Here is a 25,766-nt window from a genome sequence, read left to right on the forward strand (position 1 = left end):
GCGGCGGCCGCCCGCGGGGTGCCGGTTAACCGGTCGCCCGGCCGGAGCCGGGGCTGCTACGGTCGCCGCATGATCAAGCGCGCCGACCTGACGACGACGCCGGAGAGTGTCCCGGCGCGCTGACCGTTGTCCGAGTCGAAGCCCCGGGGCGAGTGCCCCGGGGCTTCGCCGTGTGGTCACTCGCCCGACGATCCGCGAGGAGACCACCGTGTACGACCACCGCAAACTCGGCCGTGAGCTGGGCCTGTTCGACACCGACCCGTTGATGGGCGCGGGGCTGCCGTACTGGCTACCCGACGGCGCGACCGTGCGGCACGCCCTGGAGGAGTTCATCCGCGGCGCCGAGCGCCGCGCGGGGTACCGGCATGTCGCCTCGCCGGTGCTGGCCAAGCGCGAGCTCTACGAGATCTCCGGGCACTGGTCCCACTACAGCGAGGACATGTTCCCCCCGATGGAGCTGGGTGGGGAGCGGTTCGTGCTGCGGCCGAGCCTGTGCCCCCACCATGCGCTGATCTACCGCTCCCGCGCGCACAGCTACCGCGAGTTGCCGCTGCGGATGGCGGAGTTGGGCGGCATGTACCGCTCCGAGCTCTCCGGGGTGCTCGGCGGGCTGACCCGGGTCCGGGCGATCCAGCTCAACGACGCGCACGTCTTCTGCACCGAGGAGCAGGTCGCCGACGAGGCGCGGGCGGCGCTGGAGCTGATCGGCAGCGCCTACCGGGCCCTGGGCATCCGGCCGGCGCGCTATCGGCTCTCCCTCCCCGGCGCGGGCGGGAAGTACGTGGCCGACCCGGCGATGTGGCGGCGGGCGGCGGCGGTGCTCGCCGACGTGCTGGACGCGTCCGGCCTGGCGTACGAGGCCGTCGAGGGCGAGGCGGCGTTCTACGGTCCCAAGATCGATGTGCAGATCGCCGACGGGGCGGGCCGTGAGACCACCCTCTCCACCGTCCAGGTCGACTTCCACCAGCCCCGCCGGTTCGATCTGCGCTACATCGGCCCGGACGGCGGCCGGCACCGGCCCGTCATGCTCCACCGCAGCGTCATCGGGAGCGTGGAGCGGGCCGTCGCCCACCTCGTCGAGCACCACGGTGGCGCCTTCCCCGCCTGGCTCGCCCCGACCCAACTGGTGGTCCTGCCCGTCTCGGAGGCCGAGCTGCCGCGCGCCACCGACCTGGTGCGGCGCTGCCTCGACCGGGGGCTGCGCGCGGAGCTGGCGGGGCCGGAGTCGGGCAGCCTGGGCGCCCGCGTCCGCGCCGCCCGGCTCGTGCCGTACCAGGCGGTGATCGGCGCCAGGGAGGTCGCGGACGACGGGGTCGCGCTGCGGCTGCGGGACGGCCGGCGGCTGGACCCGATGCCCGCGGACGAGGCGTTGGCCCGCGTCCAGGCCACGGTCGAGGGCTACGAGACCGCGCTGTGGGACGTCGACTCCCCGGCGTAGCGGGCGTGGTGCCGCCGGCGGGCCACGATGTCCCTCCCGCCCCTCATGAACGCTTTGGACCTGGAGCCGGACCTGGACCGCGGTCGCCGGGCCGGTCGGCGCGGGTGGGGGCGGGCGGGGCGAAGCGGGCCACGTAGCGGCGCTGCCAGGGCGTCTCCACGGCACGCCGGTCGTAGTGCTGTCGCACATAGGCGACCGCCTCCTCCCCAGGGACGCCGTCGAGCACGGCGAGACAGGCCAGGGCGGTGCCGGTGCGTCCGACACCGCCGCCGCAGGCGACCTCGACGCGCTCGGTCCCGGCGCGCTCCCAGAGCTCGCGCAGGGCGTCGACCGCCTCCGCGCGGTCGGCGGGCAGCCGGAAGTCGGGCCAGCGGAGCCAGCGGCTCTCCCACGCGACGGCGGGTGGCTGCTTGCCCAGCAGATGGAGGGCGAAGTCGGGCGTCGGCCCGGCGGGCAGCGGCTTCCGGAGCCCCCTGCCGCGTATCAGACGGCCGGAGGGCAGCGACAGCACGCCCGTGGCCGTGGTCTCCCAGGTAGCGTTCATGGGCCAAGACTCACCCCGCCATGACGCTCCGTCGGCTCATTCCGCCGAGAGCGGAAGGGTCTCCCCGGTCTCCAGGAGCGTCTTGAGGTTGGAGAGAATCACTGGCCAGCCCTCGCTGACGCCCTTGAGCATCTCGCTGTCGGGCTCGAAGTCGTCGTGGACGACGGTCAGCTTGACGGCGGCGTCCCCCAGCGGCTCCAGCTCGAAGGCGACCTTGGAGATCCGCTCCTTGCGCAGCTCGGCGAGTCTCTCGTCGCTCCAGCCGAACATCTCGGCGATCTCGGGCTCGTAGGAGTGCCAGGTGTAGCAGAGCCGACGCTGGGGCTCGGCCTCCAGGACCTTCTGCCCCCAGTCGTGGAACTCCCCGTTCGGGTCGATCCGCCACCGCACGGGCGACCCCGGTCGCCAGTCGGACTCCGGGCCGGTGCCCTCGAAGTAGCGGCGGATGACGGCGGGGTCGGTGAGAGCCTGCCACAGCCGCTCCGGTGTGGCGCGGATGACCGTCACATACACGAACTCCGACCTGCTGCTCATGGTGCTGTCCTCCAGGACGTGGCGCGGATCGCCCGGGGCGCGCGCCGGGCGCGACCGCGGCGGTCGATCCGGTGGTCGCCGCCGCCGTCGACGGGCACGGGTCGAGTCCTGTCTACTCGGGCCGCCGTCCGCTCCTCTCGTGCCGCGCCGGACGGCGCGCTGGGATACGTCCACCGGCCCCGGGCCGCCGGGCCGGCGCGGCTCAGACCTCGGGTCGTCCCGGGGCGGGCCAGGCCGCCAGCGTGCGCCCGCTGGTGAAACGGCGCGGCTCGCCGGTGACCGGGTCGGTGAACTCCAACGTGGTGGCCAGCAGCTGGAGCGGGGCGCTGAAGTCGTCCGGGGCCGGATCGGTGACCACCGGGTAGACCGGATCGCCGAGGATGGGCGCGCCCAGGGCGCTCATGTGCAGGCGCAGCTGGTGGGTGCGGCCGGTGACCGGGTGGAGCCGGTAGCGGCCGAGGCCGGCGCGGTGCTCGATCAGCTCGATCCGGCTCTCGCTGTTGGGCGGTCCGGGGACCTCCTGCGCGGCGATCACTCCGCGCTCCTTGTGGATGCGGCTGCGCACGGTGCGCGGCAGGGCGAGTCCCGGGTGGTACGGCGCGATCGCCTCGTACTCCTTGCGCACCCCGCGGTCCTGGAAGAGCGACTGGTAGGCGGACCGGTGCTCGGGGCGGATCACGAACATCACCACGCCGGCCGTCAGCCGGTCCAGCCGGTGCGCGGGGCTGAGCTCGGGCAGCCGCAGGTCGCGGCGGAGCCGCACCAGGGCGGTCTCGGTGACGTGGCTGCCACGCGGGGTGGTGGACAGGAAGTGCGGCTTGTCCACGACGACGATGGCCTCGTCCCGGTGCAGGATCTCCAGCTCGTACGGGACGGGCACCTCCGCGGCGAGCGGCCGGTAGAACCACAGGAAGGCGCCCGGAGCGAAGGGCGCGTCGGGGGCCAGGGGCCCTTCGGTGCCGACGATCCCGCCCTCGCGCAGCAGCGCGTCGATCCGCTCCGGGCCCAGGGCGGGGAGTCGGTCGACCAGGTGGTCACGGATCGTGGTCCAGGAGCCGTCGGCGGGCAGCCGCAGCCGGACCGGGTCGATCCCGTGCCGCTGCGGCAGCGGCGCCGGGGGAATCTTGGGCCTGCGTCTCACAGAACGCCACCCTACGGCGCGTGGCGGGCCGGCCGCCTCCGCGCTCAGCCGCGGGCCGCGCCGAGCAGCTCCGCCAGCCGGTCCAGGAAGGTCACCTGCGCGGTCACGAGCTTGTCCCGGGCCTGGTCGAGGCCCCACCAGCCGACCCGGTCCAGCTCCGGGAACTCCTGGATCCGGCCAGAGCCCCGCGGCCACTCCATGGTGAAGGTGCCGGGCACCATCAGCTCCGGGTCGAGGTCCCCCCGCACCGCCCAGGCCGTGACGATCTTCCCGTTCCGCTGCCGGACCTCACCGAGCGGGAGGTAACGGCCCACCGGGGGCGGCAGCCCGATCTCCTCCTCGAACTCCCGACGCGCGGCCTCCTCGGCGCTCTCCCCCGTCGACGCGTACTCCCCCTTGGGGACCGACCAGGCCCGCTCGTCCCGCGCCGCCCACAGGGGTCCGCCCATGTGTCCGAGGAGCACCTCGATGTCATCGCCCTCCGGACCCCGCCGGCGGAACAGCAGGATCCCCGCGCTTCGCTTCGCCGTCACCCGACCAAGTCAAGCAGCCGACGCCGTCCGACGCGGGCGGCGCCACCGTTCCTGCGCCGTTCGAGCCCCCGGAGGCTTCACCCGTGCCGCACCAGGCCGCGGACGTACGCCGCCTGGCCGGCGTGCTGGAGGTCGTCGGAGACGACGCTGACCAGCCGGACGCCCAGGGTCACCGGCGGCGTCCACGCCTCGTCCACGACCCGGTCGAGGGCGTCGTCGTCCAGGCCGCGCACATAGTCGACCGTGCCCTCGTGGACGGCGTCGTAGTAGCCGAGGAGGAGATCGGGCGAGTCCACCCGGACGGCGGCCACGTCCCGGGCCCGGTGCCCGTATCCGGTGTCCTCCGCGGCGAAGGGCAGCGCGAACCGGTCGTACCAGCCCTCGCCGGTCCAGATCTGCTCGCGCTCCGCGACATCGGCGATGTGATCGTCCTGAATGCGCGTCAGGTGCCACACCAGCCAGCCGATCGTGTTGGACCTGCCGTCCAGGCGCGTGGCCAGCTCGTCGGCCGTGAGCCCCTCGACGGCCTCGTGGACCGTCTCCCGCACACGGGTGAAGGCGTCGACCAGAAGATCCGCACTGTTCATCGCCACGATGGTAGGGCCCCTCGCGCCGATCTCGCGGGAGCGACGCCACCGCTCACGGGGGAAGGTGTGCGGCCGCCGTGCGGCTCCGGTTCCGCGCGACACCCGCGGACCTTCAGGCCACGAGTCCGGCCCGCTTCGCCACCGACACGGTGGAGACCCGGTTGTTGGTGCCGAACTTCCGGTACACCTTCTCCAGATGGCGGTTGACCGTGTGCGGGGAGATCGTGAGCCGGCGCCCGATGGCGCGGGTGGTGAGCCCCTCCGCGAGCAGCCCCAGCACGGTGAGCTCGCGCGGGGTGAGTCCGAAGTCCTCGGGAGAAGGGGCCGATTCCGGCCCCCGCGGCGCGGACGTGAGTTCCCCGCGCAGCCGGCGCAGCTCCCGCAGCTGTCTGTGGACCCCGAGCAGCAGTGGCTGGATGCGTGCCGCGAACGCCAGTTCACGCTCGCCGAAGTCCCGCTGGCTGCCGAAGACCACGATGCCCGCCCCGCGCGCCGCGGCATCGGGCAGGGGCAGTCCCATCTGGTACGTCGACCCGCAGTCCGCCCGCGCCTCGCTGCACCACTCGGAGTCGCGCCAGGAGTCGCAGAGCTGGCTCACGGCCACCGGGCCGTGCTGTCCGGCGGCGAGGTAGGGCACCAGGGGGTGTTTCTGGCGCACGCGCCGCTGGACGACGTCGGCGAGCGACTCACCGAGGGACACGGGCGCCCATCCGTCGGCGTGTCCGGTCCGCTCGTCGACCCGGATCCCGGAGAGGATCACCAGGTTGTCGCAGTCGAGGGTCTCGTGCAGCCGTTCCGCGATCAGTTTCCACGCCGAGTCGGGGTCATCGAGTTGGAGCACGGCGGCGACGATGTCGAGCATGCGCTCGTAATCCCGGATCAGAAGCTGAGCCATGGGTGCAGCGTGCCAAAGCGACGCGGCCCGTGCCGGAACAACGACGGGTTTCGGCCGTCGTCGGGCGCGCTTCGGCGGGGGCGCCGGTCGCGGGTACCCCCGTGACCCGCGTCGACGCCCCTGCCGCCCCTTCCATGATCCGGTCGGTGACCGACCACCGCCAATGGGAAGGTGTTCCTATGCGCCGGGGTGCGCCCACCGGGCGGTCGCGCCCCCGCGAGCCCGTGTCACGGCCGGTCCGCCGGCGACGTGACCGGGGCGGTTTCGAGCAGCACGGCGCGGAGCGCGGCGACCAGCGCCTCGTCGACTCCCAGCAGGTCGGCGGCGTAGCCGCGTATCGATCCATGACGTTCCGCCAGGTCGGCGAGGAAGATCCGCATCACCGCGGCCGGTGCCCGCCCGTAGTCGGGCCAGCGCGGCTCCCGGCCGGGGTGGGCGGCCTTCCAGTCGGCGACGAGGCGTTCGGTGGCGAGCTCGGTGAGCGTGAAGTCCTCCACGATGGTGTCCTCGTCCACGCCCAGCAGGGCGAGCACGAGGGCGGCGAGCAGGCCGGTGCGGTCCTTGCCGCTGGCGCAGTGGAACACCACCGGGCCGCCCTCGGCGGCGGCGATCACCTCCAGGGCCTGCCGCAGCTCCGCGACGCCGTCGTGGGCGACCTCGCCGAACTTCTCGGCGAGGAAGGGGCCGGCGTCCACGTCCGGGCCCAGGGCCGCCTGGTCGTAGGGCCGGTGCTCGACGCTGAGGTTGTGGTAGGCGAGGCCGGGGTGCTCGGGCACCCGGCCCTTCGCCTCGATCTCCCACGGGTAGCGCAGGTCGATGACGGTGCGGATGTCGAGCGCCAGGAAGCGTTCCCAGTCCGCGCCGGCCAGCTTGCTCAGCGAGTCGGACCGGTACAGCCGCCCCCAGCGGACCGACTGGCCGTCGGCCGTGCGATAGCCGCCCAGGTCACGGAAGTTGTGCAGCCGCTCGAAGCTCAGGTGTCGGTTCACACCGCGGCACCCTACGGCCGGACCGCCGCGGACACCGCAACCAAGATCACGGTCCGGAGGGCTTGCGTCAGTACACGTCGCGGACATACCGCTTGTCCGCGACCAGCTGTTTGACGTACAGGGTCGCCGCCTCCTCGTCGAGCCCGCCGTGGGCGACGGCGATGTCGCGGAGCGCCCGGTCCACGTCCTTGGCCATGCGGGAGGCGTCCCCGCAGACGTAGAAGTGCGCGCCGTCCTGGAGCCAGGACCACAGCAGGGGCCCGTGCTCACGCATCCGGTCCTGGACGTAGACCTTGGCGCGCTGGTCGCGGGAGAAGGCGGTGTCCAGTCGGGTGAGCACGCCCTCGTCGAGGTAGTCGGTCAGCTCCCGCTCGTAGTAGAAGTCGGTGGCCCGGTGCTGCTCGCCGAAGAAGAGCCAGTTGGGCGCGTGGTGGCCGCGGGCCCGGCGCTCGTCCAGGAATCCGATGAAGGGGGCCACCCCGGTGCCGGGGCCCACCATCACCATGGGCGCGGCCGGGTCGGCCGGGGGCCGGAAGTGGGCGGAGCGCTGCACGAACACCGGCACCGGGGTGTCGGGGGCGGCGTCGGCGAGGAAGGGCGAGCACACCCCCTTGCGGGGGCGTCCGAGCGGGCTCTCGTACCGGACGACGGAGATCGTCAGGGACACCCGGTGCGGGGCGGTGAGCGGGCTGGACGATATGGAGTACAGCCGCGGCTGGAGCCGCCGGAGCACCTCGGTCCACTCCCCGGCGGTGGCGCGCACCGGGTGCTCGATGACCGCGTCCACGGCCTGCCGGCCCCAGGACCACCGGGCCAGGTCGCCCTTGTTGTCGGGGCGCAGCAGCTTGCGCAGCTCCCGGTCGCCGGTGCGTTCGGCGAGGAAGCGCAGCAGGGCGGGGGTGAGCGCGGTGATGTCCAGGTGCCGGTGCAGGGCCTCGCGGAAGGGGACCTGACCGAGGCCGTCCAGCGCCACCTCGGCCTCGGAGTCCAGACCGGTGACGGCCAGCCACTCGGCGACCAAGTCGGGGCAGTTGACGGGGCGTACGCCGAGCGCGTCGCCCGCCTCGTAGGTCAGCGGCGTCTCGCAGTCGCGCGTGTCGAAGGAGACGCGGCGCACCTCCTTGCCCGCTCCGGGGCGGCTGAGCAGCCGGTTCTCGGCGAGGCGGGCGGTGACCGGGGCCTGCTTGGTGCCCAGTCCGGTGCGCGGGCCGGTGCCCAGGGCGGTTCCGGGGGCGGTGCCCGGGGCCTTGTCGAGGCCGGTGCCCGAGCCCGTTCCGGGGGCGGTGCCCGCGCCCGTTCCGGTTCCGACACCCGGGTCCGTTCCGGGGGCGTCCTCGGTGAGCGCGGCCAGCACCTGGTCGAGCCAGGCCAGCGCGGAGGGCTCGTAGTCGGGTTCGCAGTCGGTACGCGGCGCCAGGCGCTCCGCCCCCAGCTCACCCAGGCGCTGGTCCAGGCGGCGGCCGTGGCCGCAGAAGTCGTCGTAGGAGGAGTCGCCCAGCGCGAGCACCGCGTAGCGCAGACTGTCCAGCCGTGGGGTGTCGGGGGCGGACAGGGCGTCCCAGAAGTCGGAGCCGTTGTCGGGGGCGTCCCCGTCGCCGAAGGTGCTGGTGATCAGCAGCAGATCGGCGGCCGTCGGCAGCGCGTGGGGATCGGCGGCGTCCATGCCGAGCAGCTTCGCCCGGTGGCCGGTGGCGGCGAGCCGGTCGGCCGTCGTCACCGCGAACTCCTCGGCGTTGCCGGTCTGCGAGGCCCACAGCACGATCACCTCGCGGCCCGCGGCCGGCGCGGCCGGGTCGGAGGCCCGGTGGTCGGGGGCGGGCCGCGCGGCGCGCGAGTACAACCCGGCCAGCACGCCGTTCACCCACAGCGTGTGCTCGGGGGTGAACGGAGCCCCCGCCGGCAGTACGGGCACGCCGGGCGCGCCCGTGCCGAGCCCGGCCAGGAAGCCGGTCAGATAGCGCCGCTCGTGTTCGGCGAGCACCGGCGGGGGGCCTGTCTCCAGCCCGAGGGCCCCCGCGACGGCGGTGACCGGGGCCGGGTCGAGGGCCGGGACCGCGCCGGAGGCCGCGTCCGGGATCACGCCGGGGAGCGCCTCCGCGGCGGCGTTCGAGGTCGAGACCACCGCCGCACCACGGGCCTCGGCCGCGGTCTCGGCCCCGGGGGCCGCCCCGAGCGCCGTCGGCGACGGCCCCGCGACCCTGCTCAGCGCGACCGCGCAGACCTTCAGTTCGGGCTGCAGGGAGATCGGATCCACCGCGTCGCTGGTGACCGCGTTGACGCAGCGGTACTCGCCGAACAGGTCGTTCCAGTGGAACGGCGCGAAGCAGCACCCCGGTCGTACCCGGTCGGTCACCACCGCCGGCAGCACCGCCCGCCCGCGCCGCGAGGCGACCTCCACCGCGTCCCCCTCCGCGATGCCCAGGTCGCGCGCGTCCTGCGGGTGGAGCTCCACGAAGGGGCCCGGGTCGAGCCGGTTGAGCTTGGCGACCCTGCCGGTCTTGGTGAGGGTGTGCCACTGGTGCTGGAGTCGCCCGGTGTTGAGCACGAAGGGGAAGTCGTCGTCGGGCATCTCGGCCGCGGGGAGGTGCGGGCGGGCGTAGAAGACGGCACGGCCGCTGGCGGTGGGGAAGACCGGCCCGCCGCCCCCGGACACATAGCGGACGGGGTTGCGGTCCGGGCCGTCGGCGGTCGCCGCGGGCCACTGCACGGGCGTGGTCCGCAGCCGCTCGTAGCTCACCCCGCGCAGGTCGTAGCCGGTCGTGGGGTTCCAGGCGCGCTTGATCTCCTCGAAGACCTCCTCGGCGCTGGCGTGGTCGAACCCCGTCTCGTACCCCATGGCGCGGGCCACTCGGGCGATGATCAGCCAGTCCGGCAGCGCCTCGCCGGGCGGGTCCACGGCCCGCTGGGCGAGGGTCAGGTTGCGTTCGCTGTTGATGAGGACGCCCTCGGCCTCCGCCCACAGCGCGGCGGGCAGCACGACGTCGGCGTAGGCGTTGGTCTCGGTCTCGGCGAAGGCGTCCTGGGTGACGACGAACTCCGCCTTCTCCAGCCCCTCGATCACGGTCCTGCGGTTGGCGACCGAGGCGACGGGGTTGGTGCAGATGATCCAGCACGCCTTGATGTCGCCGTCGGCCATGCGCCGGAACATCTCCACCGTGCCCTGCCCCGCCCCGTCCTCGCGGAGTGTGCCCGCGGGCAGCTTCCACAGCTCCTCGACGAAGGCGCGGTCCTCCGCCACCAGCACCGACCGCTGGCCCGGCAGGCCCGGCCCCATGTAGCCCATCTCGCGGCCGCCCATCGCGTTGGGTTGGCCGGTGAGCGAGAAGGGGCCGCTGCCGGGGCGGCAGATCGCTCCGGTGGCCAGGTGCAGGTTGACCAGCGCGTTGGTGTTCCAGGTGCCGTGGGTGGACTGGTTCAGCCCCATCGTCCAGCAGCTCATCCACTCCCCGGCGGTCCCGATCCACTCCGCGGCCCGGCGGATGTCCTCCTCCGGTATGCCGGTGAGCGCGGCGACGGCCGCCGGCGGGTAGTCCGCGAGGAACTCCGGCATCGCCTCCCATCCCTCGGTGTGCTCCGCGATGAAGTCGGGATCGGTGTCGCCGTTCGCCACCAGCAGTTGCAGCAGTCCGTTGAGCAGCGCCAGGTCGGTGCCCGGCCGGATCTGGAGGAACAGGTCGGCCTTCTCGGCGGTGGCGGTGCGCCGGGGGTCGACGACGATCAGCTTCGCTCCGGCCCGCACCCGCTCCATGAGCCGTAGGAAGAGGATCGGGTGGCAGTCGGCCATGTTGGAGCCGATCACCAGGAATACATCGGCCCGGTCGAAGTCCTGGTACGAGCCGGGCGGCCCGTCCGCGCCGAGCGACAGCTTGTAACCGCTGCCGGCGCTGGCCATGCACAGCCTCGAGTTGGACTCGATCTGGTTGGTCCGGATGAACCCCTTGGCGAGCTTGTTCGCCAGGTACTGCGCTTCCAGGCTCAGCTGTCCCGACACATACAGCGCCACCGCGTCCGGGCCGTGCTCGTCGATGATCGCGCGGAACCGCCGGGCGGTCTCCTCGATCGCCGCGTCGACGCCCACCGCCTCGGGCTCGGCGCCGCGCCGGGGCCGCGCCAGGGCGGACTCCAGCCGGCCCGGCGCGGCCAGCAGCTCGGCCGTCGTCGCGCCCTTGGTGCACAGTCGTCCGAAGTTGGCGGGGTGCTGCCGGTCCCCCGACGACCTGCGGACCCTGCGCCGCCCGTCCGCGCCGACCGCGACGTCGAGCACGATGCCGCAGCCCACCCCGCAGTACGAGCAGACCGTCCGCACCGCGCCACCGCCGGTCTCCGCCTCCTGTCCGGGCACCCCGCGCCTCCCTGGTGAACAGCCTGATCGACCCTGCGCACCGACGGTACGAGCCGCCGGTTACACCGGTGTCACACGCGCTGATCATGGCTGGTTACACCGGTCACACAGCGGCCGAAGGCGCGGTGTGAGGCCGGGCGTCCCAGGTCAGGACGGGGGCGGCCGGGTCAGGGCCGGGCGTCCCGGTCCGACCGGGGCGGGAGGAGGGTGACGCGGAAGGCCCGCGGGGCGCCGATGTTCCCGGCCGGGTCGATGGTGCGGTACTCGATGGTGTGCGTGCCGTACTCCGGGGTGGCGTCGTCCCAGGGGACGACGCGCGGGGTGCCGAGCTTGCCGTAGACCAGGCCGTCGATCTCGGTGCCGGAGGGGGTGAACCGGAACGGGGCGTCGGCGTCGGTCGGCCAGCCGTAGTAGCTGTACCAGCCGTCCCCGTCGACCCGGAACTCGATGACGGCGGCTCCCGCGTGATCGTCGCGGGCGGTGAGCTTCATGGTGAACGGCCCGTCGTAGACGTACTCCACCGGTCGGCCCGGGGTGCGCACCGTGCGCCGCGGGTCGGACAGCGCGTACCGGGCGGTGGCCGGGGTGGCGTCGACGGTCCAGGTGAGGGTGTGGTCGGTGCCGGGGATCCGGGCGGTGAGGGTGTGGTCGCCGGGGCGGAGCTTCAGGGTGGACAGGTCGAGGTCGCGGTCGTTGCCCGGGTTGGCGACGGGTCGACCGTCGAGGCTCCAGCGGACCGGGACGACGCGCCGGTCGGGGTGCGTGGTGTCCGCGTAGACGACGCCGGAGGCGCCGACGGGCGCGTCGGTGGCGGTGTGACCGGTGAAGGCGGGTGCGGTGGTGGCGGGCCGGGTGGTGACCGCCGTGTCGACGGTCCACCGGACGGTGCGGGTGAGCGCCGCCGAGCCGCGGACGGCGGGGTCGCGGACGAAGGGGGTGGGGTCGGTGACGGTGGCGGTGAGGGTGTGCCGGCCCGGGCCGAGGTCCAGGGTGCGCAGATCGAGGCCGCGGGCGTTGCGGGTGCCCGGGACCCGGTCGCCGTCCACGCGCCAGACGACGTCGAGTTCGCCGCCGACCGGGTGGAGCACGTCGACCCAGGCGATCCGGTCGGCGCCGAGCGGGGCGGCGTCGGGGGTGTGGTCCTGGACGAGGTCGACCCTGGCCGCCAGCGCCTGGGTCATGATCTCGCGTTCGACCTGGTCGAAGGCGTAGCCGAGGGTCTTCATCATGGAGTGCCGGCTGGGCCGCCAGACGCCCTTGGTGCTGTACAGGCCGCCCTCATGGCGACCGATGCGGCCGCCGGACTCGCTCTCCTCGCCCAGCCAGCGCCACCACTTCCTGCGCTGCTCCTTCATCTCCGACGCGCTGAGCAGCGTGTGGTGGGCGGAGGACGGCTCTCCGCCGGCGTACGTCCCGCCGGGCACACCGCGCGCGTAGTAGTCGTACTCGTCCTGGAGCTTGCCGAGGGAGTGGCCGATCTCGTGCGGGGTGATCAGCGCGGAGAGCGCGTTGCCCCCGGAGGCGGTGGCGTGGGTGCCGCCGGCGCCGCCGTAGGTCCGGCTGTTGGCGAGCGCGACGATCTGGCGGTTGCCGCCGGAGGTGCCGGGGACCAGGTCGGCCAGGGCGGTGGCGGCGGCGCTGTCCACGGTGAGCAGCCGTCGCACGCTGTCGGCGTCGCAGCCGCCCCAGAAGCCCATGTTCAGCGGGGTGTCGCGGCGTGGCGCGTCCAGCCCGGGGTCGCAGTCCACGCCCGAGTCGCGGGACGGCAGCTCCACGGCCCAGACGTTGACGTAGGAGCGGTAGGAGGCGAACGGCTCGATGCTCCACAGCACGTTGAGGTGGCGGTCGACGTCGGCCCGGAAGTCGGGTATCTCGTCGGCCGTGTAGCCGTCGCCGAGCAGGATCAGGTTGAACCGCTTGTCCGCAGGTCCGGTCCGCTGCACGGGCACGACGGTGGCGCCGTCGATCACGGTGGCCTTGTCGGTCGCGGTGGTCGTGGTGGTCGCGGTGGCCCCGGCGGTCGCCGGCGCGCCGTCGGTCGCGGTCGCCGGCCGCGGCTCGGGGCGGTTTCCCGCCATGGGCGGGGCGGCGCCCAGCGCGCAGGCGGCCAGGAGCGCACCCGCCGCGGCCAGGAGCGTGGTGCGCCGCCTTCCGGTGGTGCGTCGGTCAGGAGTCGCCATGGTGGTGCACCCTCCCCCTCGCTACGACATGTGGTCGCGGTGGCGGGAGCGTACGGGGTGGACCAACACACCGTAAAGGGAGGCGTGTTGCTCAGCTGGCCGGTTCGCGGCGGGTGTCGTCGGCGGGTCGTACGGAGGCGGCCGGCGGCCGCTCGCGCAGCGCTCCGTAGGCGATGAAGTAGGCGGGCAGGCGGCGCAGCAGGGGCAGTGCGCCCAGGATCCGGGCGGCCCGCGGCGGCCGGTCCGGCTTGGTCGGCGTGCGCGGGTCCTGCATCGGCGAGCGCCCGGCGAGGATCGGCTCGATGAGGCGGGCGTGGGCGAACCGCTGGAGCCCTTGGGTGGCCGCCGTGGTGGGCCAGCGACGGAGCTGGACGCGGCGGACGTCCCCGACCCGGATGGTGCCGGTGCGCAGCGGCTCGACGAGGTGGCGGGCGGCGGCGACGGCGTCCTGGACGGCGAGGTTGATGCCGATGCCGAAGACGGGTGACATCGCGTGGGCGGCGTCGCCGATGCACAGCAGGCCGGGCCGGTACCAGCGGCCGAGCCGGTCGAGGCGGACGTCGAGCAGCCGCACCTCGTCCCAGGAGCGGAGGTGGTCGGTGCGCTCGGCCGCCCAGGGGGCGGCGGCCGCGAACTGGGCCCGGAACCGGTCGAGTCCGGCGGCGCGGCGATCCGGATCGGTGCCCTTGGGGATCAGCGCGGCACACTGCCAGTAGTCGCCGCGGTCGATCATGGCCGTGAAGAAGCGGTCGCCGACGTTGCCGACCAGCCCCCGCGGGTCGTCCTCGTGCCGGGGCAGCCGGAACCACCAGGCGTCCATCGGGCAGGGGAACGCCCGCAGCCGCAGCTCCGGCAGGTCGCGCGCGAGCGAGCCGCGGCCGTCGCAGGCCACCGTGAGCGTCGCCCGCAGCTCGCCGGTGGTGCCGTCGGCGGTGCGGTAGCGGACGCCGGCGACCCGGCCGCGCTCGCGCAGGAAGCCGGTCGCCTCGGTGTTCATCCGCAGCCGGAAGGAGGGCTCCCGTCGGGCCTCGTCCGCGAGCAGGTCGAGCAGGTCCCACTGGGGGACCATCGCGATGTACGGGTACTTCCCCGGCAGCGCGCTCATGTCGGCGACGGTGAGCAGCCCCCGGCCGGGGCCGATCGGCAGCTGCACGGTGGTCACCCGGCGCTGCGGCAGCCGGGCGAAGCGCTCGGCGAGACCCAGGTCGTCGAGCAGGGCCAGGGTCGACGGGTGCACGGTGTCGCCCCGGAAGTCCCGCAGGAAGTCGCCGTGCTTCTCCAGGACGGTGACCTCCACCCCGGCGCGGGCCAGCAGCAGCGCGAGGACCATCCCGGCGGGGCCTCCGCCGACGACACAACAGCGGGTGTGTTCCATGGGGTCCGTCCCTCCGTCTCCGCGGCCCGTCCCCCGTCTTCAGTTCTCTTTGTCATGCAAGCACACACCCGCGCCCGGTGTAAGGCGCCGCGCTGCGCCGGTTGGCGGTACAGCGGATGCCGGGGGGCGGTGCCCGGCGCAGCGTGGAGGCATGATCCTTCCCCCGCGCCGCAGGGGCCGCGCCGCAGTCGTGGCGGCCCTGTTCCTGACGTTCGCGGCCGCCGGCTGCTCCGACGCCGGCGACGCCGCCATCGGCACCGTCAACTACCAGACGAAGCACCACCACGGGACCATCACCAATCCCACGACGGACGGATGTCACGTCCTGCACCCGGACGGCGCCCTGGAGGTGGAGAACGACACCTCCGCGGACATCCTGCTGTTCACGGACCCCGGGTGCCGACAGCCCAAGGGCACCGAGGTCACCTATCTGGCGACGACCCTGAGCGACAACCCCGCGCCGGGCGCGGGGGCGTGGCACAGCTTCTCCATCGTCAAGTAAGCGCGCTGTCCGGATCAGTCCCCGCAGGAGCTGCCGCACCGGCCGGGGCGCGGCCGCGAGGGCCGGTCGACGGCCGGCGGGTTCGGTAACGGGTTCAGTACCCGACGGTGAACCGGGTCCGGTGGTGCTTGGGCCGCTCGGCCTCGTCGAGCAGCGCCACCGCGAGGTCCTCCATGGAGATCGCCGACCGGCCCTCGGCGTCGACGATCAGTTCGTCGCCGCCGAGCCGGTAGGCCCCGGTGCGCTCACCGGGCTCCAGCAGCGCGGCCGGGCTCAGATAGGCCCAGTCCACCGCGGTCTCGGCGCGGCAGACCGCCAGTTGGCCTTCGCAGGCGTCGGCGATGGGGCGCCAGGAGGCGGGGAAGTCGGGGGTGTCGACCACGGTGCCGCCGCCGGTGCCGGGCACGATCAGGCTGCCGGCGCCGCCGACGAGCAGCAGCCGGACGTCGGTTCTCGCCAGGCCGGCCAGCAGTCCCCGGGCGGTGGTGACCAGGTCGCCCTCGCGGCCCGGCACCGGTCGGGTCGCGCTGATCACCAGGTCCTGGCCGGCGCTCAGCACGGCCACGTCCTCTGGGTCGGCGGCGTCGCCGGTCCGGGCCTCGGCGGCGGGGTGCAGCCGATCGAGACGGGCCGGGTCACGGGTGACGGCGGTGACCCGGTGGCCGCGGGACAGGGCCTCGGTCACCACGCGGCCGCCCACGTTTCCGGCGGCTCCGAAGACGGTGATGCGCATGGTTGTTCGCTCCTCATGGTCGGGGTCGGCCGGATCGACGGCCTGGAATGGGATGGCTGGGGGAGTTCGGGGAATTCAGGGAATCCGGGGGGCCGACCGGAGACGGATGGGATCGCCCGGGAGGGGGTCGATCGGGAAGGGGTCGCCCGGGAAGGGGTCGATCGGGAGGGGTTCGCCCGGGAGGGGTTCGCCCGGGAGAGGGTCGATCGGGCGGAGGTCGGAGCCGCCGATCAGTTGGCCGCCGGTCAGTTGACGGACGAGGCCGGCTCGCGCTCGACCGGTGCGGCCGGGGCGCCCCCGGCCGACATGCCCGGTTCACGCCCCGGGACGGCGGTGTTCCGCGCCCGTGTCACGACGGTCGGGCGCCGCGCCCCGCCGCCGCCGCGGAGCTGCCCGGCGACGAGGGCGCCGAGGATGACCAGGCCGCCCACGCCTTGGAGCACGGTGAGTCGCTGGTCGAGCGCGAGCCAGCCGAGGACGGTGGCGACCAGCGGGCTGAGCAGGCCGAGGAAGGTGACGTTGGTGGGCGACAGCTCCCGGATGCCGCGGAACCACAGGGCGTAGGCGAGCGCGGAGCCGATGACGGCGAGGTAGGCGTAGCCCGCCAGGTTGCCCGCGGTCAGTGCCGCGGGCGGCGCGCCCTCCACCACCAGGGTGACGGGGAGCAGCAGCAGGCCGCCCGCGGTGAGCTGCCATCCGGTCGTCGCCAGGAGCGGCGCGGGCGAGGGCCACCGCTTGCTGAGCACGACGCCGGTGGCCATCACCACCGCGCCGCCGACGGCGGCCGCGACGCCGAGGCCGTCCAGCCGCGCGCCGGCGCGGAGCACGAGCAGACTGACCCCGGCCACCCCCGCGATGCCCGCGATCGCCGTCCGCGCGGACATCCGCTCGCCGAGCAGGCCCGCGGCCAGCCCCGCCGCCAGCAGCGGCTGGATGGCGCCGATGGTGGCCGCGACCCCGCCGGGCAGCCGGTAGGCGGCGACGAACAACAGCGCGAAGAAGACTCCGATGTTGAGGGCGCCGAGCACCAGCGCGCGCCACCACCAGTCCCCGCGCGGCAGTCGCCGGGTGACCAGCACGAGCACGAGACCCGCCGGCAGCGCCCGTACGGCCGCGGCCAGCAACGGGCGACCCGGCGGCAGGAGTTCGGTGGTGACGAGGTAGGTGGTGCCCCAGATCATGGGCGCCAGCGCGGTCACGAGGATGATCCCGAATCGATTCCTTAGCACTAAGAGAATATAACTCACCGCTAAGAGATTTGGCTAGAGTGGGAGATGTGACAGACCACGTGGACCATGTGTTGGAGCAGTGGGGCCGAGAGCGCCCCGACCTGGATGTGTCGCCGATGGCGGTGCTCGGGCGGCTGAAACGACTCACCCGGCTGATCGACGCCGAGCTGCGCAGGACGTTCGCCGCGCACGACCTGGACCCCGCCTCGTTCGACGTCCTGGCCACCCTGCGGCGCAGCGGGCCCCCGCACCGCCTCACCCCCGCGGAGCTGATGCGCTCGTCCATGGTGACCTCGGGCGCCATCACCCAGCGCCTCGACCGCCTTCAGGCCCGCGGCCTGGTGAGCCGCACCCCGAGCGCCGAGGACGGCCGGGTCGTCCATGTCGCGCTCACCGACGAGGGCCGCGCCCTCATCGACCGGGCCCTGCCGGACCACATCGAGACCGAGAACCGGCTGCTCGCCGCCCTCCCGAAGGGCGAGCGCGACGCGCTCGCCGACACCCTCCGAACCGTGCTGGAGTCGCTGGGCGACACGAGGGACTGAACCGCACGCGCACGCTCGCGGCCGCGGTGGCGCGGAGAACCCCACGGCCCGGAGGAGAGCCGCGGGGCCGGGGGCGCACGCGCTACGCGCGCGTCACCGCGACGGTGCCCCGCCGCTCGAACTCCATGATCCGTTCCATGGTGGCCGCGACGTCGGCGCCGACCTCGCGCTCCAGCAGCCACAGCGCGCCGTCGATGCCGGAGCTCACGCCGCCGGTGCACACCAGATCGCCGTCGTCGACGACGCGGTTCGGCCGGACGTCGGCACCCTTGCCCTTCAGGTGGTCCTGGGCGGCGTGGTGGGTGGTGCAGGGCCGCTTGCCGACGAGTCCGGCGGCCTCAAGCAGGATCACACCGGTGCAGACGCCGAAGAACGTCAGCCCGGGGCGGGCGGCGGCGGCCAGGGCGCGCGGGAGGTCACCCTTGTCGATCTCGGTCCAGACTCCGGTGCTGTTCCGCTGGCCGAAGCCACCGCCGGGCACGACCAGGACATCGGCCTCGGCCGGGTTCCAGGCACCGGGCACGACCACCTCCATGCCGAACCGACCCTTGACCCGGCCGGGCCCGGAGCTGGTCACCAGGGTGGTCTTCACCGGCTTCCCCAGCTTGGCGGCCCCGCCGAAGACCTCCAACGGGCCGACGTAGTCCAGCTCCTCGACCCCTTCGAACAACACGATGTGCACCCGCAACGGATTGCTCGCATCCCGCTTGACCGCGCGGGCGGGCGCGGCGGCGGGCTCGGCGGCCCGCGCCGTCCCCGCCGCCGATCCCACCGCGAACACACCAGCGCCCGCCGCCGCGGTCCTGAGCAAGCCTCTACGTTCCATGAACCCGTTCCGTCCTCAGAGATTCCCATGTACCGAAGGGCCAGCTCAGGACGAGCCCACAGAGCCCTTCGAGTGATCGTCGGCGCACCCCTGGCGCGGGTTCCCCGACGGAGCGACGCCCGCCCCGGTATGTCCGAAAACCGGCGGGTCGCATGGAGGTTCGTCTCAATCGTGATCATGAAGCGCCCGCACTCGACGGGAGCGCGGGGGCGCGGAAGGCGTCGGTCGCGCTCCCGTACGCGGGCGAGTGCGCCCGCACTCCCACCGGACCGGAAACGACGACCCGCCGCCCGTTCGTCCGAACAGACGTAGCCCGGAGGGGGCGCGATCAGGGTCGGTCGCCTGGGCGGGGAGGGGGCACATCCATGCGGCGGTGGATCCGAGTCCGGGGCGCGCCGGCCTGCGTCGTCCTCGCCCTGGCGCTGCTGCCCGGCGCGGTGGCCGCTTCCGGGGAGCCCACCCCGGCGGGGGCTCCCGCGACGGCCGTCGAGACCGCCCGGGACGAGGGGCCTCCAGCGTCCGGAGTGCCCAAGGCGTCCGGAGTGCCCAGCGTGTCCGGAGTACGCGAGGCGTCCGGAGGACCCGAGGCATCCCGGGTACCCGAGGCGTCCGGGGAGCCCACGTCCCCCGTCGGCGGGCCAGACCGCCGCGGTCCGACGCGGACGCCCGGGCCGACCTCGCCGACGCCACCGCCCCTGGCCGACCCCAGCCTGCGCCTGTCCGACAACCCGGTCGAGGAGGGCTCCCCGGTCAGCCTGTCGGGTCAGGACTTCGACTGCGCGGACGCGGACACGGAGTCCGCCGGCCCGCTCCTCCTCACCGTGCCGGGCCGGGCGCCCCAGTCGCTGACGACCGACGACCTCGGATCGTTCAACGCGCCGCTCCCCGAGGACCTCGCCCCCGGCACCCACACCCTGACGGCCAGTTGTGAGGCCGGGCCGGGGGGCAGCGCCAGCACCGTGCTGGAGGTCCTCCCCCGCGCCCGGCCCGACCCCGCACAGGTCGCCTTGTCTCCCGACACCGGCTCGGAGGACACCCGGGTGGAGGTCTCCGGCACCGGATTCGGCTGCGAGGGCGCGCTCTCCTTGCTGTGGGACGGGACGGAGGTCCAGAACGCGACCCCGGACGGTGAGGGCGGGTTCAGCGCGGTCTTCCGGGTGCCGGCCGGCGCCGGTGAGGGTGCCCATGAGGTCACCGCGCGATGCGGCGCCCCCGACGGCGTGGAGGCGTCCGAGACCTTCACGGTCACACACACCCGCCCCACCCCTTCGGACGACGAGACGACCGAACCCCCACCCGGGACCACCACACCGACCGGCGGCGCCACGCCGTCGGACGGTGAGCGCGAGATCACCATCCACCTGGCCGGCTACCCCGCGGCCTGTCGGGACGGCAGCATCGTCATCGGCACCCGCACCCTCGACACCTGGCTGAACCCGAGCTCATACGAGGGCGACGCCGGCACCGGGCGCTGGGCCTTCATCGACCTGCATGCCAAGATCCCAGGCGACCTGAAGGGCCGTCAGGACGTGGTGCTCTCCTGCCCGGGGCGGGACACGGAGATCGCCGGCCCCATCGACCTCCCGCCGGCGACGTACCTCAGTACCTACGGGCTGTCGTCGGGGCCGGAACCGGCGCCGAGCCGTCACGTGGATCCCACGCCGACCGGCACCGGCCGCGGCAGCACGTCCCACAGCACGGCTCCCACCCCCGCCCCCACCGAATCGGGCTCCCACGTTCATGAGCCGAGCCCGAACCCCTCCGAGAGCGGTGACTCCGACGACGAGGCCCCGGGCCTGGTGCGCGCCCTGCGGACGCCGTCGGACGTCTCCTGGGCGCTGAAGGACCTCGCGGGTTCCGTGGCGATGGCCGCCTGGTTCCTGCTGCTGGTGCTGCTGTTGGAGAAGGCGTTCCCCTCCCAGCTGGCGGACAACGCCATAGGCCGCTGGTCACGGTTGCGCCAAGCCCGGCGGGCGACCTCCGCCCGCCGGCCGCGGCCGCCCCGCGCCGCGCGGCTGCCCGGCTGGTCGCGGATGGGGTGCTTCGCCCTGCTCGGCGGCACGCTGGTGGCCTGGGCCGACGTGGAGACCGGTTGGAACGCCGAGGCCGCGGTGAAGGTGCTCGGCGCGGCCGTGGGCGTGCTCATCACCCTCGTCACGTACGAGAAGACGAAGGACACCCTGCTCCGGCCAGGGCGCGGCGGCGTCCGCGCCGAACTGCGCGTGGTCCCGGCGGGCATCGCACTCGCCCTCCTGCTGACGGCCCTCTCCCGCGCCCTGGAGTTCCCCGTCCCCTACGTCTACGGCCTGGTGGCCGTCTACGTGGTGCTCAGCGGCACCCGACAGGCGCCAGGTGACGGGCCGTCTCCACCCCCTCCGGTCACGCCGACACCGGCGCCGTACGGGAGGCCGCCGACCCGGGGTGGCTGGGCACCGCCGACGGCCGGCTGGGCACCACCGACGGCCGACGGGTCACCGGCTCCGGGCGGGAGAGGCGCCGATCCGGGCGGGAGACCACCGGGTACGGGCGGGAGACCACCGGGTACGGGCGGCTGGACATCATCACCATCGGCCGGCGGGCCACCGGCTCCGGGCGGGAGGCCACCGGCTCCGGGCGGCTGGGCATCCTCACCCTCGGCCGGCGGGCCACCGGTTCCGGGCGGCTATGTCCCGACCCGGGTCAACCCCCTCCCGGGGCCGGCCGGTTCCCCACCCGGCCCGGTCGGGCCCGTGGCCGGGATCCCCAAGGGCCAGGCGGTCCTCCTCGGCGGGATCTGCGTCCTGGCCGCCGCGCTGGCCGTGTGGACCCTGGGGGCGTCCCGCGTCGAGGCGGCCCGTGACGCCTCGACCGGCAGCCCCTCGTACGTCCTCGCCTACACCTTGGGCCTGATCGTGATCGGCGGCGTCCAGGTCGTGGTCTTCGGGATGCTGCCGCTGTCCGGCATGGACGGCCACGCGCTCAAGACCTGGAGCAGACCGGCTTGGTACGCGCTCTATCTGACCGCCCTGCTCTTCTTCTTCCATGTACTGATGCACACCGTCCATCCCGAGACCGAAGAGGGCCCCGCCGTCTCCGAGGATCTGCGCTGGCGGACACTGGCCATCGCCACCGGGCTCTTCCTGGCAGCCTGGGCGTTCTCGCTCGCGCTGCGCCGGGCCGTGGCCCGCGCGGAGCGGCGGGCCGGCGTCACTCCCCCGCCCACGCCGCCACCTCCGCCTCAACCGCCGCCCCCACACCCGCCACCGCCGCCGCCTCCGTCCTGGAGCGCGCGGCCCCCGTACGGACGGGGACCGAGGTGGTGAGCCGCACGCTCCGCGAGGCGGTCCGCACGCGCCCGAAGGTGGTCCGGGCACGCCACGGAGGGGCCCCGGGGCGCCGCCGAGTGGGCCGGACGGGCGGCGGCGCGCTCGGGGCGCGGTGGGCGCTGCCGTTCGCGGCGCTGCTCTGCCTCCTGGGGATCGTCTTTGTTCCCCGACGCCCCGCCCTTCACCCCGGCGCAGCGGGATCTCTCGGATCGGATGATCGGCTACTGGACGCGCTTCGCGCACGCCGCCGACCCCAACGCGCCGGGCGCTCCGCCCTGGCCGCGCCTCCTCCCGCGCGGCCGCGCGGCGGTGGTCCAGTCGCTGGCGCCGGGGCCCGGCGGAATCGGCCCGGTGGACGCGGCCGCCGAACACCGCTGTGACTTCTGGCGACAGCAGGCACAGGACCACCGCGCGGGCGGCCCGTAGGGCGGACCGGTCGGCCGTTCCCGGGACCACACGACGTCAGGGGGCGCACGACGCCAAGGGGCCGCCCTTCGTCAGGGACCACACGACGTCAGGGGCGCATCACGTCAGGGGTCCGGCCGCCGCGCATGGCTCGTGCCAGGAGGCGGGGGCGGAACAGGGAGGCGGGGGGCCGGTCCATGCCGGCGACTCGCATGAGGGCGGCCGAGGTCTCCGCGTCCGACTCGGCGACCTTCGCCAGCCGCCGCAGGTAGGCCGCTCCGAGGCTGGCACCGGGCAGGCGCGGCCCCGCGCCGGTCAGCGGCGCGTCGCCGAGGGTGGCGAACCACCAGGCCGGGGCGGTGACCCGGGCCGCCGCCCGGAAGTAGCGTCGCCACAGCCCCTGCACCCCGCCGCGCAGTTGCTCGTCCAGGACGCGGGCCTGCGCGGCCGCGCTGGTCATCCCGGAGCCGTAGATCGGGTTGACACTGCACATCGCGTCCCCGGTGACCAGGAAGCCGTCCGGGAAGCGGTCCAGGGAGTCGTAGCGGCGCCGGACCTGGGCCGGGTACTGCATGACGTGGATGTCGCCGACGCCGGTCGCCCGGGGCAGCACCTTCAGCAGGTACTCGGGTGCCAGTTGCTCCACGACGGCGGCGAACCGCTCCGGGTCCCCGGTCGGGCGGTCCGGGCCGTAGCCGTAGACGGTCAACGACCACTGCTGGTTCTCCCGGGCCACGAAGGCGAGTCCCAGCGGGCGGCCGGGCTCCGCGCCGACGCTGACGAGCCGGTCGTTGCCCAGGGCGTCCGGCGGCAGGTCGTACAGGCGTGTGGCGTAGCTGACGGCGACGTGCATGCGCTGTTCGGCGGGCTCCGGGTAGCCGAGGGCCCGCAGCCACGCCTGTGCCCGCCCGGAGCGTCCCGTGGCGTCGACGACGAGGTCCGCGGGGAGGTCCTCCCGCTCCGACGCCCCGCTCCGGCCCACGATGACCCCGGTCACCCGCCCGCCCGCGGCGGTGACCGGGTCCATCGCCTCCCAGCCGCGCCGCACCGAGACGTTGGGCAGCGCACGCACCCGCTCGGCGACGCGGTGTTCCAGCAGCGGACGGCTGAGGAGCACGGTCTCCCTGCCGATCTCGGTCTGCTTGAGCTGGTGGCCGTGGATGTACACCCGGTGCTGGGTGAGGACGCTGGCCCGCACGGCGCCGTGCTCCGCGCACTCGGCGACGATCCCGGGGAAGAGCGAGTCGAATAAGTCCGAGGCCCTGAGCAGCAGGCCGTGCGGATGACGCCCCTGCGGGATGCCTCGTCGTGGGCCGTCGGTGCCGGACGCGTCGCGTTCCACCACCGTCACCCGCCGGAAGTGGTCCGCGAGCACTCGGGCGGTGAACAATCCGCTCATCCCGGCTCCGAGCACCACCGCGTGGTCCTGTGAAGTCGCCATGGTCCGTTCCCCTTCGGTAGTCGGTTCCGCTGCGTGCCACGGGTCGCGCCGAGCCTCGGAGACGTCGTCGGAGAAGAAGTGGGAAAAAGGGGCCGGGTCAGCTGCCCAGGCCTGCGGGGGACGGGGCCCGCCGGGGCGTCCGGCGTCCCGGTGGACGCGTGTGGGTCACCCGGACTCGGGTCTGGGTCACCACCCGGGCTGGCGTCGGGACCCGGTGCCCCGACGTCGCCGCGATACGGGCCCGAACGACGGGCGCGGCGGTGCGCAGCCCGGAATCATCAGCTTACCCCCGTGATGTTCATGACCAGATGATCGCTCATGGACCACAACCCGAACAACAGTGCGTCAACTGCGCATATGCGCGACCTTGGAGGGGGGCGCCCGCTTCCCGGCGCCCGTCGGAACGTCGCCGAGGGCCCGCCGACAACGCCGGCCGCGGGTGCTGGAGCACCGGGGTCCGCGGCGGAGTCAGGCGCTGAGGCGTGCGGGCAGCAGGGCGCGGATGGTGGTGCGAACGGTGTCGAGGTCGACTGCTTCGGGGGCGACGCGCCATTGGGCGTGGAGTCCGATGACGACCCCGACCAGCAGCACCGCGACTGCTTCGGGAGTGGCTCCCGGGGGCAGAGCCTCGGCCGGGATCCAGCTCTGTGCGCCCTGCCGGAGCGCGGCGTGGAGCCGAGCGTAGTGCGCGCGGAGCGGCGAGTCGTCCTCCACCGCCTCGGCGAGCAGGGTGATGAACAGGCGTGTGTCGGGTCGACGGATGAAGTCCATGAGCTGGTCGAGCGGATCGCCGGGCAGTGGCGTGAAGCGCCGCATCAGGGCCTGGAGTCGGTCGTCGACCACCGCTTCCAGCAGGCCCAGCTTGTTGCCGAAGTGCCAGGGGATCGAGCCGCGGCTGATGTCGGCCCGCTCGGCGATGTCGATGAAGCTCGTCTGCCGGTAACCCTTCTCGGCAAAGAGCTCGGCAGCGGCCGCGATCAGGAGTCGGCGGCTCTCCTGGGTCCGTTCGATGCGTCGCGTTGCCATGCGGTCCATCTAACCAGGTATGCCGAGCGACAGTGAAGATGCTGGCTGGTATAGCCTGTGTTGACCAACACAGAACGGGGAGGCCCGCATGCACGGGGCATGGAAGGCGAGGGACGCACGGGACGCCGCGGGGCCGGCGAAGACCGGTCCGACGGCACGGGGGCTCGCATGAGACTGGCGAAGTCCGCACACGTCGCCCACCCGTGGCGAGTCCACGAGATCACGCGGGACTTCGCGGTCGAGGACGTCTGGTCGTTCCGCACGCCGGGGGCCGGGCCGGACGATTTCCCGGCGATGCTCGCGGCGATCGGCTCGCACGGCCGTATCGATCAGCAGTCTCGGCCGGTGCGGGTGCTGTTCTCCTTGCGCTGGAAGCTCGGGGCACTCCTCGGGTGGGACAAGCCGTCGGCGGGCCTGGGCGGCCGGGTCGCCTCGCTCCGCGAGCGCCTGCCCGACGACCTGCGCGACGCCTCGCCCGCGCCCGACGGCGGCGGCCCGGTCCTCACGGCGGTCTACCAGACCCCTGCGGAGTCCGTCCGCGAACTGGCCAACAAGACCGTGCACACCGTGATGCACCTGGGCTGGGTGCGCGGCGCCGACGGCGACCACGAGCTGCGGATGGCCGTCCTGGTCAAGCCCAACGGAAGGTTCGGGCGGCTTTACATGGCCGGCATCGCGCCCTTCCGCCACCTTGTCGTCTACCCGGCGCTCACCCGGCAGTGGGAACGAGCCTGGCGCGACCGCGAAGGGATATCGCGATGAACACCGATACGCGGCTGCTTCGTTGGGCCGGCGCCATCATGACCGTCCTGGGGACGGGGCACCTGGTCCTGCTGACGCTCACCCGCTGGGAGGACATCACCGGCTGGGTCGACGGAGGGGTGTGGGCGGCCGTCCCGCTCTCGCTCGGGGATGCCCAGACGGTGGCCGGCCTGGAGAGCAAGCTCGCCTTCTGGGGCGGCCCCGGCAGCTTCGGCGCCCCGCTGGTCCTGCTCGGCTGCCTCACCTGGCACCTCGCCGGACGCGGCGTGGCCATCCCGGCCGGCATCGGCTGGGGCGTCGTGGCGTGGTGCGCGGTCGGCGGCGTCCTTCTCGTGCCGTCGCCGTTCTTCGTCGGAATCGTCCCCGGCGTCCTCGTCATCGTGGCGGCGCGCCGGAGCCGAACACCCGAACTGCCCGGCTGCCGGGGATGAGCG

Annotated in this window: 22 protein-coding genes; 7 read left to right on the forward strand and 15 right to left on the reverse strand. The window is 74.0% G+C overall.

Going from position 1 to position 25,766, the window contains the following annotated elements; all coding sequences use genetic code 11:
• The first annotated feature begins 208 nt into the window (after window positions 1–208).
• Window positions 209–1,438, forward strand: coding sequence for a threonine--tRNA ligase (thrS, locus tag CD790_RS30220; protein ID WP_144386570.1), 1,230 nt, complete (start codon window positions 209–211; stop codon window positions 1,436–1,438).
• Between the two features lie 43 nt (window positions 1,439–1,481).
• Here the strand turns inward: thrS and CD790_RS30225 are convergent, their stop codons facing one another.
• From CD790_RS30225 to CD790_RS30270, 10 genes are all read right to left on the reverse strand, one after another.
• Window positions 1,482–1,982: a protein-tyrosine phosphatase family protein gene (locus CD790_RS30225; RefSeq protein WP_144386571.1), complete on the reverse strand. Its 501-nt coding sequence runs from the start codon at window positions 1,980–1,982 to the stop codon at window positions 1,482–1,484.
• 36 nt (window positions 1,983–2,018) lie between these two features.
• Window positions 2,019–2,516 carry an SRPBCC family protein gene (locus tag CD790_RS30230; protein WP_144386572.1) on the reverse strand — a complete coding sequence of 166 codons (498 nt, stop codon included), beginning with the start codon at window positions 2,514–2,516 and terminating at the stop codon, window positions 2,019–2,021.
• 202 nt (window positions 2,517–2,718) lie between these two features.
• Window positions 2,719–3,657: a pseudouridine synthase gene (locus CD790_RS30235; RefSeq protein ID WP_144386573.1), complete on the reverse strand. Its 939-nt coding sequence runs from the start codon at window positions 3,655–3,657 to the stop codon at window positions 2,719–2,721.
• Window positions 3,658–3,701: 44 nt separating this feature from the next.
• Entirely contained in the window at window positions 3,702–4,190 is a 489-nt protein-coding gene (locus CD790_RS30240; RefSeq protein ID WP_144386574.1) for an NUDIX domain-containing protein, read from the reverse strand.
• Between the two features lie 77 nt (window positions 4,191–4,267).
• Complete coding sequence (locus CD790_RS30245; protein ID WP_144386575.1) at window positions 4,268–4,777, reverse strand: mycothiol transferase; 510 nt, start codon at window positions 4,775–4,777, stop codon at window positions 4,268–4,270.
• Window positions 4,778–4,889: 112 nt separating this feature from the next.
• On the reverse strand, window positions 4,890–5,672 hold the full coding sequence (locus CD790_RS30250) for a helix-turn-helix transcriptional regulator (protein ID WP_144386576.1): 783 nt from the start codon (window positions 5,670–5,672) through the stop codon (window positions 4,890–4,892).
• A gap of 227 nt (window positions 5,673–5,899) precedes the next feature.
• Window positions 5,900–6,661: a tyrosine-protein phosphatase gene (locus tag CD790_RS30255; RefSeq protein WP_144386577.1), complete on the reverse strand. Its 762-nt coding sequence runs from the start codon at window positions 6,659–6,661 to the stop codon at window positions 5,900–5,902.
• 67 nt (window positions 6,662–6,728) lie between these two features.
• Window positions 6,729–11,003 (reverse strand): bifunctional nitrate reductase/sulfite reductase flavoprotein subunit alpha, encoded by a 4,275-nt coding sequence (locus CD790_RS30260; RefSeq protein WP_222108322.1) that lies wholly within the window; start codon window positions 11,001–11,003, stop codon window positions 6,729–6,731.
• Window positions 11,004–11,170: 167 nt separating this feature from the next.
• On the reverse strand, window positions 11,171–13,183 hold the full coding sequence (locus CD790_RS30265) for a M64 family metallopeptidase (RefSeq protein ID WP_260868009.1): 2,013 nt from the start codon (window positions 13,181–13,183) through the stop codon (window positions 11,171–11,173).
• 91 nt (window positions 13,184–13,274) lie between these two features.
• Window positions 13,275–14,558, reverse strand: coding sequence for an FAD-dependent oxidoreductase (locus tag CD790_RS30270; protein WP_144386578.1), 1,284 nt, complete (start codon window positions 14,556–14,558; stop codon window positions 13,275–13,277).
• Between the two features lie 151 nt (window positions 14,559–14,709).
• On the opposite strand from CD790_RS30270, the gene CD790_RS30275 reads away from it, so the two are divergent.
• The gene (locus tag CD790_RS30275) at window positions 14,710–15,060 is read left to right on the forward strand and encodes a hypothetical protein (RefSeq protein WP_144386579.1); all 351 of its coding nucleotides are present in this window, start codon (window positions 14,710–14,712) and stop codon (window positions 15,058–15,060) included.
• A gap of 94 nt (window positions 15,061–15,154) precedes the next feature.
• Here the strand turns inward: CD790_RS30275 and CD790_RS30280 are convergent, their stop codons facing one another.
• Both CD790_RS30280 and CD790_RS30285 read right to left on the reverse strand, forming a co-directional pair.
• Window positions 15,155–15,793, reverse strand: a complete 639-nt coding sequence (locus CD790_RS30280; protein WP_144386580.1) for an NAD(P)-dependent oxidoreductase — start codon at window positions 15,791–15,793, stop codon at window positions 15,155–15,157.
• Window positions 15,794–16,038: 245 nt separating this feature from the next.
• A complete protein-coding gene (locus tag CD790_RS30285; RefSeq protein WP_222108324.1) occupies window positions 16,039–16,974 on the reverse strand; it encodes an EamA family transporter in 936 nt (311 codons plus the stop codon).
• A gap of 95 nt (window positions 16,975–17,069) precedes the next feature.
• On the opposite strand from CD790_RS30285, the gene CD790_RS30290 reads away from it, so the two are divergent.
• Window positions 17,070–17,567, forward strand: a complete 498-nt coding sequence (locus tag CD790_RS30290) for a MarR family winged helix-turn-helix transcriptional regulator (protein ID WP_144386582.1) — start codon at window positions 17,070–17,072, stop codon at window positions 17,565–17,567.
• Window positions 17,568–17,649: 82 nt separating this feature from the next.
• Here the strand turns inward: CD790_RS30290 and CD790_RS30295 are convergent, their stop codons facing one another.
• Window positions 17,650–18,393, reverse strand: coding sequence for a DJ-1/PfpI family protein (locus CD790_RS30295; protein WP_144386583.1), 744 nt, complete (start codon window positions 18,391–18,393; stop codon window positions 17,650–17,652).
• Window positions 18,394–18,758: 365 nt separating this feature from the next.
• Here CD790_RS30295 and CD790_RS30300 point away from each other — a divergent pair, with 365 nt between their 5' ends.
• Window positions 18,759–21,695: an FGLLP motif-containing membrane protein gene (locus CD790_RS30300; RefSeq protein WP_144386584.1), complete on the forward strand. Its 2,937-nt coding sequence runs from the start codon at window positions 18,759–18,761 to the stop codon at window positions 21,693–21,695.
• 162 nt (window positions 21,696–21,857) lie between these two features.
• Window positions 21,858–22,124 (forward strand): carboxylesterase family protein, encoded by a 267-nt coding sequence (locus tag CD790_RS30305; protein WP_144386585.1) that lies wholly within the window; start codon window positions 21,858–21,860, stop codon window positions 22,122–22,124.
• A gap of 88 nt (window positions 22,125–22,212) precedes the next feature.
• Here the strand turns inward: CD790_RS30305 and CD790_RS30310 are convergent, their stop codons facing one another.
• Both CD790_RS30310 and CD790_RS30315 read right to left on the reverse strand, forming a co-directional pair.
• The gene (locus tag CD790_RS30310; protein WP_144386586.1) at window positions 22,213–23,544 is read right to left on the reverse strand and encodes an NAD(P)/FAD-dependent oxidoreductase; all 1,332 of its coding nucleotides are present in this window, start codon (window positions 23,542–23,544) and stop codon (window positions 22,213–22,215) included.
• Window positions 23,545–24,012: 468 nt separating this feature from the next.
• A complete protein-coding gene (locus CD790_RS30315; protein ID WP_144386587.1) occupies window positions 24,013–24,570 on the reverse strand; it encodes a TetR/AcrR family transcriptional regulator in 558 nt (185 codons plus the stop codon).
• A gap of 168 nt (window positions 24,571–24,738) precedes the next feature.
• Between CD790_RS30315 and CD790_RS30320 the strand changes: the two genes are divergently transcribed.
• Both CD790_RS30320 and CD790_RS30325 read left to right on the forward strand, forming a co-directional pair.
• Window positions 24,739–25,332, forward strand: a complete 594-nt coding sequence (locus CD790_RS30320) for a DUF2867 domain-containing protein (RefSeq protein ID WP_144386588.1) — start codon at window positions 24,739–24,741, stop codon at window positions 25,330–25,332.
• Window positions 25,329–25,763, forward strand: coding sequence for a DUF6463 family protein (locus CD790_RS30325; protein WP_144386589.1), 435 nt, complete (start codon window positions 25,329–25,331; stop codon window positions 25,761–25,763). The genes CD790_RS30320 and CD790_RS30325 overlap by 4 nt, the downstream gene beginning before the upstream one ends.
• Window positions 25,764–25,766: the final 3 nt, after the last annotated feature.

The organism is Streptomyces sp. SAJ15 (genome assembly GCF_007595705.1).
Classification (GTDB): domain Bacteria; phylum Actinomycetota; class Actinomycetes; order Streptomycetales; family Streptomycetaceae; genus Streptomyces.

Excerpts from the sequence above, each read along its gene's own strand:
- CD790_RS30285 (WP_222108324.1), bottom strand. The coding sequence starts at position 16,974 with ATGATCTGGGGCACCACCTACCTCGTCACCACCGAACTCCTGCCGCCG.
- CD790_RS30270 (WP_144386578.1), bottom strand. The coding sequence starts at position 14,558 with ATGGAACACACCCGCTGTTGTGTCGTCGGCGGAGGCCCCGCCGGGATG.
- CD790_RS30225 (WP_144386571.1), bottom strand. The coding sequence starts at position 1,982 with ATGAACGCTACCTGGGAGACCACGGCCACGGGCGTGCTGTCGCTGCCC.
- CD790_RS30320 (WP_144386588.1), top strand. The coding sequence starts at position 24,739 with ATGAGACTGGCGAAGTCCGCACACGTCGCCCACCCGTGGCGAGTCCAC.
- CD790_RS30230 (WP_144386572.1), bottom strand. The coding sequence starts at position 2,516 with ATGAGCAGCAGGTCGGAGTTCGTGTATGTGACGGTCATCCGCGCCACA.
- CD790_RS30275 (WP_144386579.1), top strand. The coding sequence starts at position 14,710 with ATGATCCTTCCCCCGCGCCGCAGGGGCCGCGCCGCAGTCGTGGCGGCC.
- CD790_RS30310 (WP_144386586.1), bottom strand. The coding sequence starts at position 23,544 with ATGGCGACTTCACAGGACCACGCGGTGGTGCTCGGAGCCGGGATGAGC.
- CD790_RS30325 (WP_144386589.1), top strand. The coding sequence starts at position 25,329 with ATGAACACCGATACGCGGCTGCTTCGTTGGGCCGGCGCCATCATGACC.
- CD790_RS30315 (WP_144386587.1), bottom strand. The coding sequence starts at position 24,570 with ATGGCAACGCGACGCATCGAACGGACCCAGGAGAGCCGCCGACTCCTG.
- CD790_RS30250 (WP_144386576.1), bottom strand. The coding sequence starts at position 5,672 with ATGGCTCAGCTTCTGATCCGGGATTACGAGCGCATGCTCGACATCGTC.
- CD790_RS30295 (WP_144386583.1), bottom strand. The coding sequence starts at position 18,393 with ATGGAACGTAGAGGCTTGCTCAGGACCGCGGCGGCGGGCGCTGGTGTG.
- CD790_RS30280 (WP_144386580.1), bottom strand. The coding sequence starts at position 15,793 with ATGCGCATCACCGTCTTCGGAGCCGCCGGAAACGTGGGCGGCCGCGTG.
- CD790_RS30300 (WP_144386584.1), top strand. The coding sequence starts at position 18,759 with ATGCGGCGGTGGATCCGAGTCCGGGGCGCGCCGGCCTGCGTCGTCCTC.
- CD790_RS30265 (WP_260868009.1), bottom strand. The coding sequence starts at position 13,183 with ATGGCGACTCCTGACCGACGCACCACCGGAAGGCGGCGCACCACGCTC.
- CD790_RS30245 (WP_144386575.1), bottom strand. The coding sequence starts at position 4,777 with ATGAACAGTGCGGATCTTCTGGTCGACGCCTTCACCCGTGTGCGGGAG.